At 70.5% G+C, this 18,281-nt stretch carries 15 protein-coding genes; 8 read left to right on the top strand and 7 right to left on the bottom strand.

Annotated elements, in window-relative coordinates; translation table 11 throughout:
* The first annotated feature begins 58 nt into the window (after positions 1 to 58).
* Positions 59 to 1,369, top strand: coding sequence for a DUF4185 domain-containing protein (locus KY469_04625; GenBank protein MBW3662366.1), 1,311 nt, complete (start codon positions 59 to 61; stop codon positions 1,367 to 1,369).
* Here the strand turns inward: KY469_04625 and KY469_04620 are convergent.
* Positions 1,299 to 3,002, bottom strand: coding sequence for a DUF2723 domain-containing protein (locus tag KY469_04620; protein MBW3662365.1), 1,704 nt, complete (start codon positions 3,000 to 3,002; stop codon positions 1,299 to 1,301). The genes KY469_04625 and KY469_04620 overlap by 71 nt on opposite strands.
* A gap of 159 nt (positions 3,003 to 3,161) precedes the next feature.
* Between KY469_04620 and KY469_04615 the strand changes: the two genes are divergently transcribed.
* Positions 3,162 to 3,944 carry an enoyl-CoA hydratase/isomerase family protein gene (locus KY469_04615; GenBank protein MBW3662364.1) on the top strand — a complete coding sequence of 261 codons (783 nt, stop codon included), beginning with the start codon at positions 3,162 to 3,164 and terminating at the stop codon, positions 3,942 to 3,944.
* 12 nt (positions 3,945 to 3,956) lie between these two features.
* Here KY469_04615 and KY469_04610 read toward each other — a convergent pair whose 3' ends face one another.
* Both KY469_04610 and KY469_04605 read right to left on the bottom strand, forming a co-directional pair.
* A complete protein-coding gene (locus KY469_04610) occupies positions 3,957 to 4,589 on the bottom strand; it encodes a TetR/AcrR family transcriptional regulator (GenBank protein MBW3662363.1) in 633 nt (210 codons plus the stop codon).
* Entirely contained in the window at positions 4,586 to 6,817 is a 2,232-nt protein-coding gene (locus tag KY469_04605; protein MBW3662362.1) for an MMPL family transporter, read from the bottom strand. Before KY469_04605 ends, KY469_04610 begins: the two co-directional genes overlap by 4 nt.
* Before the next feature lie 219 nt (positions 6,818 to 7,036).
* Here KY469_04605 and KY469_04600 point away from each other — a divergent pair, with 219 nt between their 5' ends.
* Positions 7,037 to 10,240 carry a hypothetical protein gene (locus KY469_04600; protein MBW3662361.1) on the top strand — a complete coding sequence of 1,068 codons (3,204 nt, stop codon included), beginning with the start codon at positions 7,037 to 7,039 and terminating at the stop codon, positions 10,238 to 10,240.
* Here the strand turns inward: KY469_04600 and KY469_04595 are convergent.
* Entirely contained in the window at positions 10,237 to 11,835 is a 1,599-nt protein-coding gene (locus KY469_04595) for an acyl-CoA dehydrogenase family protein (protein MBW3662360.1), read from the bottom strand. The two genes, KY469_04600 and KY469_04595, sit on opposite strands and share 4 nt — an antisense overlap.
* 83 nt (positions 11,836 to 11,918) lie before the next feature.
* The gene (locus KY469_04590; protein MBW3662359.1) at positions 11,919 to 12,902 is read right to left on the bottom strand and encodes an ROK family protein; all 984 of its coding nucleotides are present in this window, start codon (positions 12,900 to 12,902) and stop codon (positions 11,919 to 11,921) included.
* Between KY469_04590 and pruA the strand changes: the two genes are divergently transcribed.
* The 3 genes from pruA to KY469_04575 are packed head-to-tail and all read left to right on the top strand — an operon-like array spanning position 12,807 to position 15,926.
* The gene (gene pruA, locus KY469_04585) at positions 12,807 to 14,633 is read left to right on the top strand and encodes an L-glutamate gamma-semialdehyde dehydrogenase (protein ID MBW3662358.1); all 1,827 of its coding nucleotides are present in this window, start codon (positions 12,807 to 12,809) and stop codon (positions 14,631 to 14,633) included. The two genes, KY469_04590 and pruA, sit on opposite strands and share 96 nt — an antisense overlap.
* Positions 14,634 to 14,638: 5 nt before the next feature.
* Positions 14,639 to 15,493: a hypothetical protein gene (locus KY469_04580; protein MBW3662357.1), complete on the top strand. Its 855-nt coding sequence runs from the start codon at positions 14,639 to 14,641 to the stop codon at positions 15,491 to 15,493.
* A complete protein-coding gene (locus KY469_04575) occupies positions 15,456 to 15,926 on the top strand; it encodes a hypothetical protein (GenBank protein ID MBW3662356.1) in 471 nt (156 codons plus the stop codon). Before KY469_04580 ends, KY469_04575 begins: the two co-directional genes overlap by 38 nt.
* Before the next feature lie 8 nt (positions 15,927 to 15,934).
* On the opposite strand, the gene KY469_04570 is transcribed toward KY469_04575, so the two are convergent.
* Positions 15,935 to 16,948 (bottom strand): LLM class F420-dependent oxidoreductase, encoded by a 1,014-nt coding sequence (locus KY469_04570; protein ID MBW3662355.1) that lies wholly within the window; start codon positions 16,946 to 16,948, stop codon positions 15,935 to 15,937.
* A gap of 148 nt (positions 16,949 to 17,096) precedes the next feature.
* On the opposite strand from KY469_04570, the gene KY469_04565 reads away from it, so the two are divergent.
* Entirely contained in the window at positions 17,097 to 17,312 is a 216-nt protein-coding gene (locus KY469_04565) for an amphi-Trp domain-containing protein (protein ID MBW3662354.1), read from the top strand.
* 19 nt (positions 17,313 to 17,331) lie between these two features.
* Here KY469_04565 and KY469_04560 read toward each other — a convergent pair whose 3' ends face one another.
* Positions 17,332 to 17,763 (bottom strand): PaaI family thioesterase, encoded by a 432-nt coding sequence (locus KY469_04560; GenBank protein ID MBW3662353.1) that lies wholly within the window; start codon positions 17,761 to 17,763, stop codon positions 17,332 to 17,334.
* A 311-nt stretch (positions 17,764 to 18,074) separates the two neighbouring features.
* On the opposite strand from KY469_04560, the gene KY469_04555 reads away from it, so the two are divergent.
* Entirely contained in the window at positions 18,075 to 18,251 is a 177-nt protein-coding gene (locus KY469_04555; protein MBW3662352.1) for a hypothetical protein, read from the top strand.
* The last annotated feature ends 30 nt before the right edge of the window (positions 18,252 to 18,281 follow it).

The raw sequence follows: 18,281 nt of genomic DNA, 5'->3' as shown, positions 1-18,281 counted from the left end.
CCGGGCCATGGCGGCCGACAGGCGTAGCGTCAGTGGATGTCGGACGTCGGAACGGATCTTGCTACAGCTGGTCGCCGCTGGAGGCGTAGCGCTGCTCGTCGGGGTCCTGTTCCTCCTCCGTGCGCGATCCAGACGACCGTGCTGGTTCCGCACGGTCGAACGATCCAGCAGCGTCGCGCTGCTCGCCTGCGGGGCGTTGCTGACGACGGCGGGCCTCGTCCCGGACGTGGCGTCCGAGCTGGGCCTGGGGCTGCCTCCACGTTGCCTCGAGAAGCCGAAGCCGTCGGAAGGGACGGCCGATCCCGAAGGGGCCGAGCTCGCGCAGCTCAAGCGCGATCGTGAACCCGACCGACACCGGCCGCCGGTCGCGGTCCACGGGGTGGCGCCGGTCGCGAAGATCACGGGCCCCGGATCGGTGAACCGCACGTTCACCCGCTGGGAGGTCGCGGGGACCGACCTCGGTCACATGTTCGAGCACCGGGACCGTCTCGCGGTCGTGTTCGGCGACACGTTCGCGGGACCGGACCGGTCGGGGTGGCGCAGCAACGTGCTCGCGTGGACGGATCCTGGACCGCTCGAGGATGGCCTGATCTTCACCGGCATGGTCGAGGACGGAAGCGGACGAGCACGCGAGCTACTCGGATCGCTGAAGCTGCGCGGGTGGGAGGAGACGGTGATCCCCACCAACGGGATCTCCCTCGGCGACAGGATGGTGCTGCACTACATGTCCGTGCGCTGTTGGGGACCACCAGGTAGCTGGGTCGTCAACCACTCCGGCCTGGCGGTCTCGGACGACGACGGTGTCACCTGGCAGCGCCTGCGGGGCGCACGGTGGTCAGCGGCGAGCAACTTCGCGCAGGTCGCGTTCGTGACCGGGGGCGAGCAGGGCGACGATGTGCACGTCCTGGGCATCCCGGCCGGGAGGGACGGCGCGGCACACCTGGCGCGTGTGCCGCTGCGCGACCTGCTCGACGTCCGCGCGTGGCGGTACTGGGACGGCGGTGGTTGGTCGGCCGATCCGGATACCGCGGCGCCGGTCGTGCCCGGGCCGGTCGGGGAGTTGTCGGTGGCGTGGAGCCTGGGCCTTGGCCGGTGGCTGATGCTGTACCTCAACGACGACGTCGGCGCGGTCGAGATCCGGACGGCGGAGCGGTTGACGGGGCCGTGGTCGGCGCCCCGCATGCTGGTGTCCGCCGTCGACGTGCCGACCCTGTACGCCCCCTACCTGGTCCCCGGGACGCTGGCGGAACCGGAGGTGTACTTCACCCTCTCGCGCTTCGATGACTACAACGTCTACCTCATGCGTGCCCGACTGGGACCGGCGTACGGCGGTCGAACCGCTCCGCTCCGGGGCGCACGAGCTCGATGAACGGCGGCGACCACTCACGCGCCTGGTGGAACACGAGCCGCACCCCGTCCGGCACCGCGAGCGCGTACAGCACGATCCGATCGTGGACCTTGACGGGGCGGAGCGCCTCCCAGCGCAGACCGACCGCCACCTCGCGGTCGGGCACGAGCACGTACCTGGTCCCCGCTGGCAGGCTGATCTCGGGTCGCGCGGCCCCGATCGAGTCGATGCTGTAGTCGCTGGTGCGGTCCCGAGCGGTCGCGAGAGCGCCGAACCGTCCGCCACGATCGAACCCCAGACCGAGAACGAGATGGTCCGGGGCGTAGTAGGTCAGGTGCCGGAAGCTGCCCCCGCTCGTCGGCACCCCGAGGACGACCGCCTTGTCGGGATCGAAACGCTCGACCGTCGCGATGAGGTCCGCCCAGTGCTCGTCGTTGCGGCGCAGGTCGAACTGGCGCGTCCGATCCTGGATGAAGGTCGCTTGCGGATCGGTGTCGGTGGCCTGCGTGTCGCGAGCGGACAGGACCGTGTGCCCGACGGGTGGGAGCACGAAGAACCCGATGAGGTTGACCGCCAGGGCCCCTGCCACGACCGTGGTGCGACGCCGCGGGAACGCGCGACGCAGCAGCGTCTCGGTCGCGCGCTCGTCGACCAGGGCCTGCGCCGCCGCCGTGGCGACGAGCACGCCGGCGGGCAGGATGACGAGGACGTAGCCGACCTGTCCGGTGTGCACGAGGAGGAAGACCAGCAGCGCCGGGACCGTCCACAGGAGCACGAGCTGGCGTGTCGCCGCGTCCAGACGTCGGAACGGACGCTGGCCTCCGAGGGTCGACGCTGCCCACGGCAGGAGCAGCACGTTGAGCCCGACGACGAGCCCGAGTGCGACGAGCCCGAAGTTCTGTGCCATCCCCACCGGGTCGAACGATCCCAGCCACGTGCGTCCTCCCGCGAACGTGGCCAGTCCGGTCGCGTAGTCGAGGTAGGCACCGATGCCACCCGCGAGGAGCAGCAGCGGGATGCCCCACAGCAGCGAGGTCAGCACGAGGGCGACGGCGCCCCGGATGCGTGTGCGGTGCTCGAAGGGCACCGCCGCCCAGATCACCACGGGGAGCAGCAACGCCATGTCGATCTGGCGAACCGCGCCGAGTGCCGAAAGCGCGACGGCGGCGCCGATGAGCCAACCGCGTGACGCGTCGGTCCGCGCGCGGTGGGCGGCGTAGACCACGGCCAGCACCAGCGCGCCGCCCACGGCGTAGCTCAGCGCGACGACGCTGTAGTACCAGACGACCGGCGAGCTCCCGAGCAGGATCGCGCCTCCGACGGCGAACGGACGACGCAGCACGCGGCGGGCGAGCAGGTAGAACAGCGCCGGGATGGCGGCGCCCGCGATCACACTGACCACGGTCAAGGCTGCGTTGGCGTCGCCGGTGACCAGCCGCGCCGCGCGCCCGAGCAGGATGAAGCCGAGGTAGCCCGGGGGGTGAGGCTGGTGGTGCTCGAGGTCGATCACCTCGAGGCCCAGCGCGTAGTTGACCGCGTCCCAGTTGACGAGGAAGCCGCTCCGCAAGGGCAGGCGCAGCGCCAGGAACGCGGTGAACAGCGCCGCCGGGATCACGCGGTCCAGACGTGCGCTGACCAGGTCGCTGCGGCGCAAGGGCTCCTCCGGAACGGATGCGGCAACGTGCCGTCGGCCGTGACCGCCCGTCCCTGCCTTCACCTGCCGTTCGGACACCGGACCGGAGCCCCGACCTCGCCGACCCGGTCGGCCCGACCACACCGGGCGTTAGTCTCGTCACGGACCGGGAGGGCGCGCATGGCACTGGTCGAGGTGGCCCGTGACGGCGGAGTGGCCACCATCACGCTCAACGATCCCGACCGCCGCAACGCGATGTCAGTCGCGATGGGAGAGGCGCTCCACGGCGCCTTCGCCGACCTGGCTCGTGATGAGGATCTCCGGTCGGCCGTGCTGACCGGGACGCCGCCGGCGTTCTGTGCCGGAGGGGATCTCGGGATGCTCGAGGAGCACGCCCGCCGCACCCGCGACGAGGGCTACGACGCGACCGCGGACATGCGCCGCTTCTACGGGCTGTTCCTGTCGGTGCGCGAGCTGCCAGTGCCGGTGATCGCGGCTGTGAACGGCCACGCGATCGGGGCGGGTCTGTGCGTCGCGATGGCGTGTGACCTGCTGATCGTCGCGGAGGAGGCGAAGGTCGGACTCAACTTCGCGCAGCTCGGGCTGCATCCAGGGATGGCGGCGTCGTGGCTGCTCCCCCGGCTCGTGGGTCGCCAGCGCGCAGCGGAGCTGCTGTACACGGGCCGACTGATCAGCGGCCAGGAAGCGGGCGACATCGAACTCGCCCTCGGCGTGCTCCCCGCCGACGGGGTGCTCGATCACGCCCTCGACCGTGCGCGTCGGATCGCCGCCGCCTCACCGGTCGTGGTCCGACAGCTCAAGCGCTCCCTCACCGTGACGTGGGACAACACGCTCGAGGAACAGCTCGACGTCGAGGCCGCGGCCCAGTCGACCAACTACGGCACGGTCGACCTCGCCGAGGGACTGGCCGCGATCCGCGAGAAGCGCCCTCCCGCCTTCTGACCGAGGTGACGGTCAGCGTGGGCGGAGGCCGTCGATGCACATCTGCAGGACGCGGTCGGTCAACGCCTCCACACCCGGCATCACCAGGGGACCATCCTCACCCGACGGCTGGTTGAGCAGCAGCGCCGTCGTCCCGTGCACCGCGGCCCACAGCGCCACCGCGACGGTCGGTGCGTCGTCCGCGACGAGGGCTCCAGCGTCTATGGCGCGCTGGACCGCCGCCACCAGGGCGCTGAGCGCACGCATCCCGGGGTCGTCCTCGGTCATCTCCCAGTTGCGCTCGTCGCTGCGGGCGAGGAACAGCACGCGGTAGGCCTCCGGGTGCTCGAGGCCGTAGCGCACGTACGCCATGCCCCGTCGCTGCAGCTCATCGAGTGGGTCGGTGGCGTCGGCGGCAGCCTCCTCGAGAGCGGCCCCGAACTCCTCGAACCTCCGCCCACAGACCTCCCGGAACAGCCCGTCCTTGTCCTCGAAGTGCAGGTACATCGCCGGCGGCGTGCAACCGACGTGCTCGACGATCTGGCGCACCGAGACCGCATCGACGCTGCCCCGTTCGACGAGCAGTTGCTCGGCAGCGTCGAGCAGCTCTTCGCGCAGCCGATCACCCTGTCCGCGGGGCGCGCGAGCGCGTTCGGCCGGGGTCACGCCGAGACCCCGACCTGGGAGGCCTCGGAGGTGGGCGGGGTGTCGTCGAGGTCGACGCTCTCCGACAGGCCGATGCGCTCGTGCAGCCGACGGAGCGGACCGGGCGCCCACCAGTTCGCCCGCCCCGCCAGGCGCATGAAGGCCGGGACCAGCGTGGCCCGGATGAGGAAGGCGTCGACGAGGACGGCCAGGGCCATGCCGATGCCGAACAGTTTGATGAACGACACCCGTCCGGTCGAGAACGCCGCGAACACCACCGCGATCAGCACCGCGGCCGCGGTCACGATGCGGCCGGTGTGCTCGAGGCCGGAGGCGACGGAGCCGACGTTGTCGCCGCTGCGGTCGTACTCCTCCTTGATGCGCGACAGCATGAACACCTCGTAGTCCATGCTCAGGCCGAACGCCACGCAGAACATGAGCACCGGCATCGTGGTGACCAGCGTCCCCGTCGCCGTGAAGCCCAGCAGTCCGCTGAGGTTGCCGTCCTGGAACACCCACACCATCGCCCCGAACGTCGCCGTGAGACTGAACAGGTTCAGCGCGATGGCCTTGAAGGGCACCAGGATCGATCCGAACATCAGGAACAGCACGATGAACGTGATCGCGGCGATCAGCGCGAGCGCCAGAGGCATCTGCCCGAGCAGGCCCGCCTTGCCATCGACGAGCTCGGCCGATCCCCCACCGACGAGGACCTGCTCGAACGGGGCGTCGACCGCACGGACGTCGCGGACGATCTCCTCGCCCTCGAGCGAGATCGGTTCCTCGGACAGCACGACCGACAGGTAGGTCGCGTCAGCGGCGACGAAGCGCTCGCTGAGGGGCCCACCCTCGAACACCTGGAAGCCGGCGAGGTAGCTGCCGGTGGCAGCGTCAACGCGGGCGACCCCATCCACCTGCGACAGCGCGGTGGCGTAGGCGTCGACGTCCTCGCCGCGATCCCGAGCGTCCACGCCGGGGACCACCACCTGGACGGGGACCGCCTCGTTGGAGTTGAACTCCGCCCTGATCGTGTCCCCGACCTCGCGCGTCTCCGCTCCCGGCGGAAGCACCCGGTCGTCGGGGAAGCCGAGCTCGACGCCGAGGAAAGGCAGTCCGAGGAACGTGAGGAAGACCATCACCACGGTCGCGATGGGGATCGGCCGGCGCATCACCGCCATGGCGATACGGTGCCAGGTGCCCTCCTCGTGCTCCGGTCGGGCGGCACGCTTGCGCACCTGCCACTTGTTGACGCGGGGCCCGAGCACGGCGAGACCCGCCGGGAGCACGACGACCGCCCCCACGACGGCGAGACCAACCACCGCCATGCCCGCGTAGGCGAACGAGCGCAGGAAGGCGAAGCGAAACACGAGCAGCGCCGCCAGGGCTGCCGCGACGGTGAGCCCGCTGAAGAGCACGGTCCGGCCAGCGGTCTGGACGGTCCGGCTGACCGCCGTCGCCGTGTCGTACCCCGCTGCGAGCTCCTCACGGAAGCGGGACACCACGAGCAACGCGTAGTCGATGGCGAGGCCCAGGCCCATCGCGGTGGTGAAGTTCAGGGCGAAGATCGAGACCTCTGTGCCCTGCGCGATGAGCTTGAGCACGAAGAACGTCCCGACGATCGCGAAGCCGCCGACACCGAGCGGCAGCAACGCGGCGACGACGCCTCCGAACACGATGATGAGGAGCACGAAGGTCAACGGGAAGACGATGAGCTCCGCCTTGACGAGGTCCTCCTCAACGATCTGGTTGATCTCGTCGAAGGTGGCGGCGAACCCTCCGACGCTCACGCTGAACGTGTCGTCCTCGTAGGTGAACTCCTCGCGCAGCTCGCCTGCCCGCTCGAGCTGCTCGCTCTGCGTGCCCTCGATCCGCGCGAGCACGAGGGCCTTCGACCCGTCCCCGCTGCGCAGCGGCGGTGGGTTGCCGAGCGACCAGTAGGAGGCTGCCTCGGCCACGTGCTCGGCGTCGGCCACCCGCTCGGTCAGCGACTGGCCCTCGGCGGCGACGTCGTCCACCGAGCCGGCACGCGACTCGACGAGCAGCACCAGGTTGGGGATGCCCTGGGCGAAGTGCTCCTCCAGCACCTCGGCGGCCCGGGTCGACTCCGACTCGGGATCGTCGAAGCCCCCGACGGAGAGGTGCTCCTGGACGTCACCGCCCATCGCCCCGGCGGCGATGAAGCCGAGGAGCGCCGCGATCAGCACCGCGCGGCGGCGATGGACGAGCATGGCGGCGATGCGAGCGAACATCGAGCGCTCCTCATGGACTGAACAGCGTTAAGTTAACAGCGCTAATGTTCGCCCTGCAACGGGTGCTCGTCAAGTCCCGCACGGCCGTCCAGCCCGAACGGTCCCCCTGCCGTGCCCGGTCGGGCAGCGAGGTGTTCCTACCCACCTGGCCCGAAGTGGTCCCCCCCAGCGGGGCTGGGTGGAACCATGCGCGGGACGTGAGGTGACGGAGAGGCCCAGGTGGACGCGGCGACCATCCGGACGGGCGAGCACGCCCGTGATCTCGAGCCGGCCGCTCGCGAGGCGCAGCACGAGGACACGGCGCCGGAGTCGCTCCAGTCGTGCGGGCAACTCGTCGGCTGCCTCCACGAGGACCCGCAGGCACCAGGCATCGGCTCGGACCGGTTGCTCGCGCTCCAGCGCACCATCGGCAACCGGGCGACCGCGGCCCTCCTCACCCCGCGCCACGCCCCGCCCGAACCACTCGTCGGACCTGCCCACGCGACCCCGAGGGACTGGTTCGTGTTCGAAGCCGACCTCCTCCCCCACGGATCCGACATCCTGGCGGGGGGGACATCGCTGCAGCGCAGTGCCGACACGACGGTGCAGCGGCTCGACATCCCGTTCGGCCTGCTCGATCGGGCCCGCGGCCTCCTCAGCGGCCTGAGCGGGATCTTCAGCGGTGGCGAGGGTGAGGCCGATCGGGAGGAGGGCCGGGCTACACGTGCAGGCGAGCAGCGTGGGGAGCAGGCCGACACCGATGTCCGTCGGGAACGGAGCCGGGGAGAGACGGACGCGCAGGACCTCGAACGCCGGACGGCCTCGGAGTCTCGAGGTCCATCACGTCAAGGGGAACGGGCTGCCCAGGAGGCACAGCGCGAGGTGGGCGGGTTCGCATCGATGGCTGGGGTGATCCCTGCGGTCGTCGTTCCCGGTGCCCGAACTGCAGGCGGTGCCGCGGCTGGCGGTGGTCGCGAGGCAGGAGGGACCCGGCAGCGCCTCGAGTCGGCGAGCCGGTCGGGAGAGACCGCCCTGCCGGATCTCGACTGCGACGGTGCAGCCGTCCTCGAGGGCATCGGACGGGGCGCGGAGAGCCTGTACACGCGCGTCAAGCGCGGCGTCCAGCGGACCGTCCGGGAGCGCCTGGCCCAGCTGCGGCAGTTCGCCGGCGACGTTGGGGGGTGGGTGCTCCAGCGCGGCGCTGACGTCGCCGACGCCGTCGCGAACGGGATCGAGCGAGCCAGCGCGGCGGTCGCCCGCGTCGTCGATCGCGTCGCCCAGACGCTGGCCGGCCTCGCCCAACGGCTGCGCGCCGGCATCGACCGACTCGTCAGCGGGATCCGCGCGACGATCGGTCGGATCGGCAACGCTGCGAAGCGCGCGTGGGACGGGCTCGTGAACGGTGCGCGCCGTGCGTTCGACCGGCTCGTCGGTGCCATCCGCGGTCGCGCGGGAGGCACTGCCGACCGTGTCCGCGGGCTGCTGTCCACCGTCTGGTCACTCGTGCCCGGTCCCATCAAGACCGCGATCACGGCCGTGACGTCGCGTATCCGACAGTTCGTCCAGCGCGTCCGGGAGAAGGCGCAGCAGCTGGCGCAGGGGTTCCAGCGAGCGTGGGACAGCTTGAAGGCGCGGATGCGCCGTGGCATCGAGCTCCTGCAGCAGAAGGCACGGGAGATCTGGGACGGCGCCAAGCAGGCGATCCAACGTGGCGTCGACCGCGTCCGACAGCTGAAGAACGCCGCCGTGAACGGTCTGCGTGGCACCGGCCGGAGCCTGCGAGCGCGTGCCTCACGCCTGGTCGCCTCGACCCGCGCCAAGGTCCAACGTGGTCGCGCCCAACGGGAGCGCGAGCTGCTCGGCGAGGTCTGCGCCCCGCTCGGCCAGGCGATAGGCCCGTGCGTCGACGACATGCTCCCCAACCTCGGACCCGACAGCGAGAACGAGCTCAAGTTCTTCGTGAAGGGCAACGTCGACATCCCCGTGCGGGTCGTCAACGTGCGGCTCGGTGGTGGCTCGGAGATCGCGATCAAACGGGTAGGTGACAAGTTCACGGTGACCCTGACGGGTCAGGGGACGCTCGGTCTCAACGTGCAGGCCAACACCAGCCAGGGCGGCGGCGTGGGCGTCGAGGTCAACGTGCCGGCGGGCTCATCGAACTCATCAGACCTCGTCGACGCGTTCAAGGCGCTCTCGGGCGAGAGCGTCGACCTCGCGTCCGCGAAGGGCCGCGTCGAGGGCGGTTACCGAGGCACGCTCACGGGCACCTTCGAGTTCAACAAGGGCGGCGACGACGACACCTGCGACGGCCTCGGCGGCATGGTCACCTTCCTCGGCGGGCTCGGCGCCGCCGGCGTGCTACCTGCCCCCTTCAACGCGATGGCTCACGCCGGCACCGTCGCGTCGTTCGCCGACCGCGCCACCTCGTTGCGGTTCCGCGTCGCCGACTACGTCGAGGCAGAGGGCGAGGCGAGTGCGCTCGGGACCGTCGACCTGAAGGGGACGGCGCTCGCCGAGCGGTTCGCCGAGACCGAACTGGCTCTGAACCAACAGGGCGGTGGAGCGACGCAGTCGGTGACCGTCGGCATGTCGGCCTCCGTCGGCGTGGAGGGCAAGGCGGGTCTGCCCGGTGTGGCCCGACTGGTCCAGGGTGGCTTCTCGGGACAGCACACGACCTCGCTGATGCTCAAACTCCACTACGCCACGATGGCACTCGATGCCAGCGAGCTCAAGATGGAGACGAAGGTCACGGCGGCTGCGTCCACGGGGATCTTCCAGGTGCTCGCGGCCATCCTTCCCGGCTCCGTCGTCGCCCAGCTGCGGCGGCGTCTGGACGAGGTACAGGCCGGCGTGGGCGGCATGTTCGGTGTCGAGGTGAGTGTCGGCACGACCGTGACCGGAGCCGAGCAGATCCTGGTGAACATGGTCACCGAGGTCCGCCAGTACCTGGAGGGAGCGGGTTCCAGTGCGACCCGCAGCGGGGTCATCGCCGTGGTGGAACGCCTCGTCGAAGGTGTGACGCTCGAGACGTCCATGGTCGCCAAGGTCTTCGACCTCGACCGCTACTCCGTGAAGGTCTCCGGTACCGGCGGCAAGGGCCAGGGCGGCGCCGCGATCGAAGCCGGCGTGGATCACACCCGGTCGACGGTGATCTTCCGGGCCGGAAGCAAGCACACCTTCGGCCCTAGCGCGACCTCGAGCAGCAGCTCCAGCGGTAGCGGTGCGGGGGTCGGAGGGAACGGGGCGACCGCGAACCCGGTACCCGCGGCCACCGCGCCACCACAACCAGCGGTACAGCGTTCACGCGCCGCCGGCACGTCCCTCCCCGGGCCCGACCTGACCGGCCTCCAGCGCCGCGCCGGCAACCGTGCCATCGCGGTCGCCATCGCGAACGGGCGTGACCGTGCGCTCGTCGGGGCTCGCGACGGTGACCACGGGAACTAGAGCGCGTCCTGGAGCAGGGTGCGCGCGATCACCCGTAGGGCCAGCACCTCGTCAGCGCCCTCGAAGATCGACAGCACGCGCGCGTCGACGAAGTAGCGGCTGACGGCGTACTCCTCGGCGTAGCCGTACCCACCGTGCAGCTGCTGCGCCTCGCGGGTGATCCACTCGGCCGCCAGGCAGCTGAACTGCTTGACCTCGCTCGCCTCGAGCTGACCCTCCCCCCCGGCGAGCATCCGCGCCACCTCGAACGAGAAGTTGCGCGACGCGACCAGCTCCGCGGCCATGCGGGCGATCTTGGTCCGGGTCAGCTCGTAGCTCGCGAGCGGCTCGCCGAACACGTGCCGCTGCCCGGTGTAGGTGACCGCGGCGTCGAGCGCGGCCTGCATCAGCCCCTGCGCCCGCGCGGCGGTCTGCAGCCGACCCGCGGCGAACGCCTGCATCTGCAGGTAGAAGCCCTGCCCGACGCCGTCGTCCTCGCCGATGAGGTCGGTGTGCGCCACCCGCCAGTTCTCGAACACGACCTCGAAGCTATGCATCCCGCGGTAGCCGAGGGTGGAGATGGCGCGACCGGTCATCCGCCCGCCACCGTCCTGGGTGACCTCGAACGAATGACCCTCGTTGCGCGGCTTGGGAACCACGAACAGCGACAGACCACGGTGGCCCTTCGACCGGTCCGGATCGGTGCGCGCGAGCAGCAGCAGCAGCTCCGCCTTGCCCGCGAAGGTGCACCACGTCTTGACGCCGTCGATCACCCACTCGTCGCCAGTGCGGGTCGCCATGGTCTTGACCCCGGCGACGTCCGACCCGAAGTCGGGCTCGGTGACCGCGACGGCGCACATCTTCTCACCCGACGCGATCGCCGGCAGCCAGCGTTGCTTCTGCTCCTCGGTGCCGCCCCGCAGGATGGCCGTGGAGATGATCTCGGGGCGCGTGATGAGCGAGCCCGCGACGCCCAGCGAGCCGCGTGAGAGCTCCTCGGTGACGAGCACCATGTTGAGCAGGTCGTCCTCGCCACCCTCGGCGTAACCCCCGTAGGTATCGGGGATCGACAGGGCGAAGCAGCCGAGCTCGGCGAGACCCTGGATGATCTCGTCGGGGATGTCACGATCCTCACGGTGGATCTCCTCAGCGACCGGCTTCACGCGCTCCTCGGCGAACCGACGGAAGGTGTCGCGCACCATCTCGCGCTCCTCGCCGAGGTGGCGCGGCCCTGCTTCGCCGTCCCCGTCGATCACCGCGGCGCCGAGCGCTGTCAGGAAGTCGCTCGAGCGGCCAGCTTCCACCGCCGCCCCGATATCTCCCGCGAGCCAGGCAGCGTCGAGCCCGTAGCGATCGAGGCGACCCGTGACGCGTCCGGCGAGGTCAGCTGCCGTCTCCGCAGCGAACGCGAGCGCGAGCGCGGCCTCCCGTCCGCCGTGCTCGCCGTAAGTGAGCAACCGCTCGGCGGCGGCGACCCGGGACGCGAGCGCGGCGATGTCGTAGGCCACGGTCTGGTGCTCGTCGAGCGCCGACACGGAGATGCGCCCGTCCTTGCTGGTCTGCTCGGCGAGGCGGGTCACGGCGTGGTCGACCGCAGCGCGCAGGAACGTGACGATGGTGCGCGCGTCGTCGAGGTGGGTCACGGGGGCGCTCCTGCTGACGGCAGCCGAGGGCGAGAGGCCAGCGTAACGCCAGCCTCCTAGCCGTCCCCGTCGTCGATGACGTCGTCACGCGCCACCATGGCGGCGCCCAGGGCGCTGGCGTCACCTCCCAGGTCGGCCGTACCGAAGCGGACGTGGGGCGGTTGCAGGAAGAGGCTGGGGCGGGCCGCGGCCTCCACTCGGTAGACGAAGAAGGGCGCGAACTTGTCGGCGAACCCTCCCCCTATCAGGACCAGCTCGACGTCGAGGAGGTTGACGGTCGAGGCGATGCCCGCGCCGAGCGCCGAGATCGCATCATCGAGCAGGTCGCCGACGAAGGGATCGCCCGCGTCGAGCGCCGCCCGGAACACACCCGATGTCAGCCGCCGCTTGCCCTGCTCGTCCTTGAGGTCGAACAGGATGGTGTGGCGCCCCGCGGCCATCTCGCGCTCGGCCGCCTGCGCCATCGCCCGGCGCCCCGCGTACGCCTCGACGCAGCCGCGCCGGCCACACGGGCACACGGCTCCCCCGCGCTGCACGATCATGTGACCGAGCTCGCCGGCGCCTCCGAGGCGACCCTCGTACGGCTTTCCTCCGAGGATCAGGCCGCCGCCGACCCCCGTGCCGATGGTCACGTAGAGGAGGTTGTCGTGGCCGCGCCCCGCACCGAGACGATGCTCACCCACGGCAGCAGCGGTCGCATCGTTGATCACGCGGCAGGGTCGCTCGACGCGCTCCTCGAACAGCCTCTGGATCGAGAACCGCTCGTACCACCCGGGCACGTTGAACGCCCCGCCGACGGTGCCCTCGATGACGATCCCCGGGCTGGCGATACCCACCGCTGGGATGTCGTCGATGGAGGCGTCCCCGGCCTCGATCGACTCCTGCACCGCGGCCCACATCACGTCGAGCACGTCGGTGCGATCGCCGGTCATCGGGGTTCGCAGATGGACGCGGCCCACAACCTCGTCACCGTCACCGGCGTCGTCGAGGACGAGCGCGTGGATGGACGAGCCGCCGATATCGACACCGACCGTCAACACCGGACGCGCTCCTCGTCGCTCGACCGAGCGTACCGATTCACGGCTCCGCCTCCCCCGTCACCGCGACCTACGATCGCTGCGAACGCTCCGAGGAGAGGCACTCCCGTGACGACCGCTCGCGCTGTCCCACCGCCGCCGACGAACGAACCGGTCGAGAGCTACGCGCCCGGTCGCGCTCAGCGAGCTTCGCTGGAGCAGCGGCTGGCGACCATGGAGAAGGAGACGCGTGAGGCGCCTTGCGTCATCGCGGGCGAGGAGGTCACCACCGGGCAGACCTTCGAGGTGCGCGCCCCGCACCGCCACGATCTGCATCTGGCGACGGTCCACGCCGCCTCGGCCGACACGGTCGCGGCGGCCATCGAGGCGGGCCTCGAGGCACGTTCGGACTGGGCGTCGTTGCCATGGGAGCAGCGTGCCGCGGTCTTCCTCCGTGCCGCTGACCTGCTCGCGGGACCGTGGCGGGACACCCTCAACGCCTCGACGATGCTGGGCCAGTCCAAGACCGTCGTCCAGGCCGAGATCGACGCTGCTGCCGAGCTGATCGACTTCTGGCGCTTCAACGTCCACTTCTACAGCCAGATCCTCGGCGAGCAACCGCAGTCCGCACCCGGCATCTGGGACCGCACGGACCACCGAGCACTGGAGGGGTTCGTGCTGGCGCTGACCCCCTTCAACTTCACCTCGATCGCCGGCAACCTCCCCACCGCCCCGGCCCTCTGCGGGAACACGGTGGTGTGGAAGCCATCCGAGAAGCAGGCCCTGTCCGCCCAGTACCTCATGGAGCTCCTCCAGACCGCCGGGCTGCCCGACGGCGTGATCAACCTCGTGCATGGCGACGGGGCGCTCGTCAGTCACGCCTGCTTCGAACACCCGGACTTCGCCGGCCTGCACTTCACCGGCTCCACCACCGTCTTCCGCGCCCTGTGGCGACGCATCGGAGAGGGGCTCGACCACTACCGCAGCTACCCACGGATCGTGGGCGAGACCGGCGGGAAGGACTTCGTCATCGCCCACCCTTCCGCCAGCGTCGAACAGCTGTGCACCGCGCTGGTCCGAGGCGCGTTCGAGTACCAGGGGCAGAAGTGCTCGGCGGCCTCGCGGGCCTACATCGCCCGCAGCGTGTGGGACCGGCTCGAGGAACCGCTCATCGAGACGACCGCAGGCTTGCCGATGGGCGACGTCGCGGACCTGTCGAACTTCATGGGCGCAGTCATCGAGGAGCGGGCATTCATCCGGCACCGCGACGCGATCGCACAGGCGAACGATGGCAGCGCCACGAGGGTCATCGTCGGCGGTGGCACCGACGACAGCGAGGGATGGTTCGTCGAGCCCACCGTCGTCGTGACCGACGATCCGCGACACGACCTCATGCAGCGCGAGCTGTTCGGCCCGATCCTGCCGGTGTTCGTCTACGACGACGATGACTGGGAGCGCGCGCTCGAACTGGTCGACACCACCTCGCCCTACGCGCTGACCGGTGCGGTGTTCGCGGACGACCGCGGGGCGGTGCAGGAGGCCATGGAGCGACTGCGCCACGCGGCGGGCAACTTCTACATCAACGACAAGCCCACTGGGGCGGTCGTCGGACAGCAGCCCTTCGGTGGGGCGCGCGCGAGCGGGACCAACGACAAGGCGGGTTCCGCCCTGAACCTGCAGCGCTGGATCAGCCCGCGCTCGATCAAGGAGAACTTCGTTCCCCCGACCGATCATCGCTACCCGCACATGGGTTGACGGCGGTGCCATCACGGTTCACCGCTGCGCTGGTCGGTGTCGTCGTGGCGCTCGCGGCGTGCACGGCTAGCCAGGTCGATCCCGACGCCGAGGTCTCGATCACGGGCGTCGCCGCCGACAGCGGTGGCGCGCCGTTGGCCGGGACACGGGTGGGTCTGACGGTCGACCCGGGCCCGGGCGTGCTGTTCTGGACGCCGTTCATCCTCGCGACGCTCGGCACCGCGTGCCTCACGGACCTCTGTGGTGCCGACCACCAGACGACGGCCGGGGATGACGGCAGCTACCGCTTCGACCTCCGCGGCAGCGACTTGCAGGGAACCTTCGGTGAGGAGGTGGACGTGCTGCTGTCGTTCGCCGACGAGGCTCGCAGCGGTGCCGTCGCCGCTGCCGGCGTCCGCGCGACGTTCGTCGTCCGCAACGAGAACACCGTCCTGCCGAGCCTCGAGCTGTGGGAACCGACGCTGAGCCTCAGCGGGCAGGGCACGATCAGCTGGGCACCTCCGACGGCGACGTTCGGCGTGCCCGACCGCTACGACGCGCTGTTCCAGACCGGCAACGCCGCGACCATCTGGTCCCAGGTTGGCACCCCGGAGGGCGCGACCGTCGACTCGCGCGTGCTCGAGGACGCGCAGGGCGCGGTCGCTGGTGTCGGTCGGATCCCGGTGAACGCTCCCGAGGGGCTGCGCGAGGTCGCGCTCCGCTCCCCCAGCCTCGCCTTCCGCTCGCGCGCTCGGCGCCCCGGCGTCGCGGGGCGCCGACTGCGCGGCGACCGCTTCCGGTGGCAGCCGGGTTCCGCTCGCACCGTGCCGCGCGACCGACGGCGTGCTCACGGAGGCGGTCGACGCTCGGATCGAGTGTGACACCGAGGCGCAGGAGCCGTGCCCTCACGTCACGGGGCTCGAGGTACAGCTCGGTTCGGCGCGCACGGTCGAGCTGGTCGTCGTACGGGGGTGCGAGCACTGCGCCCTCGACGTCGGCGACACCGCGCCGATCCAGCTCACGGACGTGTTCGCGGCCGTCCCCTTCGACGGCGTCACGACCGACACCATCACCGTTCGAGGGGGACTCGAGGCCGTGACCGAGATCTCGGTGTGGGACGGCCCCGCGGCGGGTGACCTCGAACAGCTCGAGGAGCTGCCGGACACCGAACGCGCGGATGGCGTGGCCGCCGATCCGGATCTCGACGAGGACGGAGGGATCCCGGTGTGGCTGGCGATGCTGGCCGCGGCACTGCTCGGAGCCGCCGTCGCGACGCTGATCCTGTCCGTACGAGGCCGCGCCCGAGTGTCCTGACCGGGCGGTCACGCCTCTCCGCGGAGCCCCGCGGCGAAGTCCTCGAACTCATCCTTCTCGTACTGGAACGCGGTGTAGAGGCTGATGCGGTCGACGACGTCACCGAAGCGGTCAGCGATCAGGCTGCCGACCTCGGTCGGGGCGCCCCGCACCGCGAACGCGTCGACGATGTCGTCGGTGATCAGCTCGCTCATCTCGGCCCACTTGCCCTGCTTCGACAGCGTGTTGAGCTCGGACTGCAGATCCTCCCAGCCGTGGGTCTCGAGCACGGCGCGGTAAGCGGGGGTCGACCCGTAGAAGGCGATCTGCCCCTTCACGAAGGCCTCGTTGTTCGCCACCTCCTGCTCGTCGCGACCGGTGATCGTGAACACCCCGAGGCTCACGGCGGCGTCGCGATCGGTGTCGGCTCGTTCACGCCCTCGTGCCAGCGCGGGCAGGGTGTGCTCACGCAGGTAGCGCTCGGTCGTGAACGAGTGCGCGATGACGCCGTCGCACACCTCCCCCGCCACCTCGGTCATCAGCGGACCGACCGCCGCCAGGTAGATCGGTGGGGTCCCGTGGGGGTTGGGTTGGGGGCTGAAGAAGGGGGTCATGAGCGTGTGCTCGTAGAAGTCCCCACGGAAGTCGAGCTTGTCGCCCTCGTTCCAGGTCCGCCAGATCGCGCGCATCGCGTTGATGAACTCACGCATTCGCGCGGCCGGTGAGCTCCACGGCATGTGGAACCGGCGCTCGATGTGCGCCTTGATCTGCGACCCCAGGCCGAGCACGAAACGGCCTCCCGAGTTCAAGTGCAGGTCGTTGGCGCTGTAGGCGGTGATCATCGGGTTGCGCGCGAACGCCACCGCGATCGCCGTCCCGATATGCACGCGCTCGGTCGCGTCCGCCGCGTAGCCGCACATCAGGAACGGGTCGTGCCCGGTCTCCCCGGTGAACCACCCGTCGTAGCCGACCTCCTCGGCCCGGCGAGCCTGGCTGATGGTCGTGTCGCGGTCGGTGCCGAGGGTGATGTAGTCGATCTTCACGACGGACCTTCGACTCGGGGACCGGCCCACCCTAACGCTCGTGTCCCGGAACGAGGCCCTCCACGGCGTCGACGCTCGCCAGCCCGAACAGTCAGGATCCGGCAACGCCGGCCCCTACCATCCGCCGCCCCCGACCACCGGAGCCAGCATGGAACTCGAGTACTCGTCCGAGGAGCGTCTCCGCCGCGAGGCGGCAGCCGACCGTCTGCACCAGATCGCCGATGAGCTGTCCCGACAGAACGAGGTGTCGTTCGAGCGCGAAGGTCGACGGTTCACCGTCCAAGTTCCGGACGAGGTGAACTTCAAGTTCGAGGTCGAGATCGACGACGAGGAGTCGGAGGTCGAGATCGAGCTGACCTGGTGAGCGTCGTCGTGACGCGCAGTCAGCCGCCGATCGACTCCGGCTGGACGCCGACGAGGCGCACCTGCCCGCGCGCCACGACCTTGCCGTCGCTGTCGCGGGTGATGACCACCTGCCAGATGTGCTGGGTCCGCCCCGCGTGCACCGGCTCTGCCACTGCGTTCAGACGGCCCTCGCGGTGCGCCCGGATGAAATCGGTGGCGTTGCTGACACCGACGACGTTGGCGTTTCCGGTGCGCTCGTGGGCGGTGACCGCAGCGCCGTAACTGGCCAGGGTCTCTATGATCGAGCAGTACACGCCGCCGTGGACGATGCCGTAGGGCTGGTGGTGGTGCGGGGCGACGTCGAGGTGGCCGGTGACGCGACCGGAGGTCGCCTCGTCGATCACCAGGCCGATGTGGCCGACGAAGTAGTCGCCCGGATCGGCCGCCTCGGCCCAGTTGACGTCGGTCACGCGCTCCCTCCTGTGTGCGGGGCGCACGCTACCCGCGCCGCTGTCCGTCACCCGACCTCGCTGCCCCGTGCGTCGGCGTGTACTCGGGAGCACGACCGGAGCGCGTCTCCACGCGCGTTCCCGTCACCACCAAAGCGACCATGGCCCCTCGGCCTGACGGGAACACGCATCGGCGCCCGTTCTCGTCACCGCCCCGCGGCGCCCGCAACTTCATCACCCGAATCGATCGCATATCCGATCGGATCGGGGGACGAAGCGACGGCGCTACGCTCGAGGCGGTCGCTGCCATCCCGGTGAGCAAGGGACCACCGATGCGTTATCCATCGTTGACGATCATCGCGGCGGCGTTGATCGTGGGTGGCAGCGTGCTCATCGGGGCGGGAGCACTCGCCACGATCGGGTCGGGATACGAGAGTGCGGGCAGCCTCATGATCCTGGCTGGCCTCCTGGGTGGGGGGTTCGCCGTCTGGAAGGACCGCTCCGACTGACGTCAGCGCGTCGACCATCACGTTGTGGTG

This window comes from Actinomycetota bacterium, assembly GCA_019347575.1.
Lineage (GTDB): Bacteria > Actinomycetota > Nitriliruptoria > Nitriliruptorales > Nitriliruptoraceae > JAHWKY01.
Note: the sequence above shows the minus strand (reverse complement) of the source record. Positions and strands in the feature narration are given on the sequence as shown.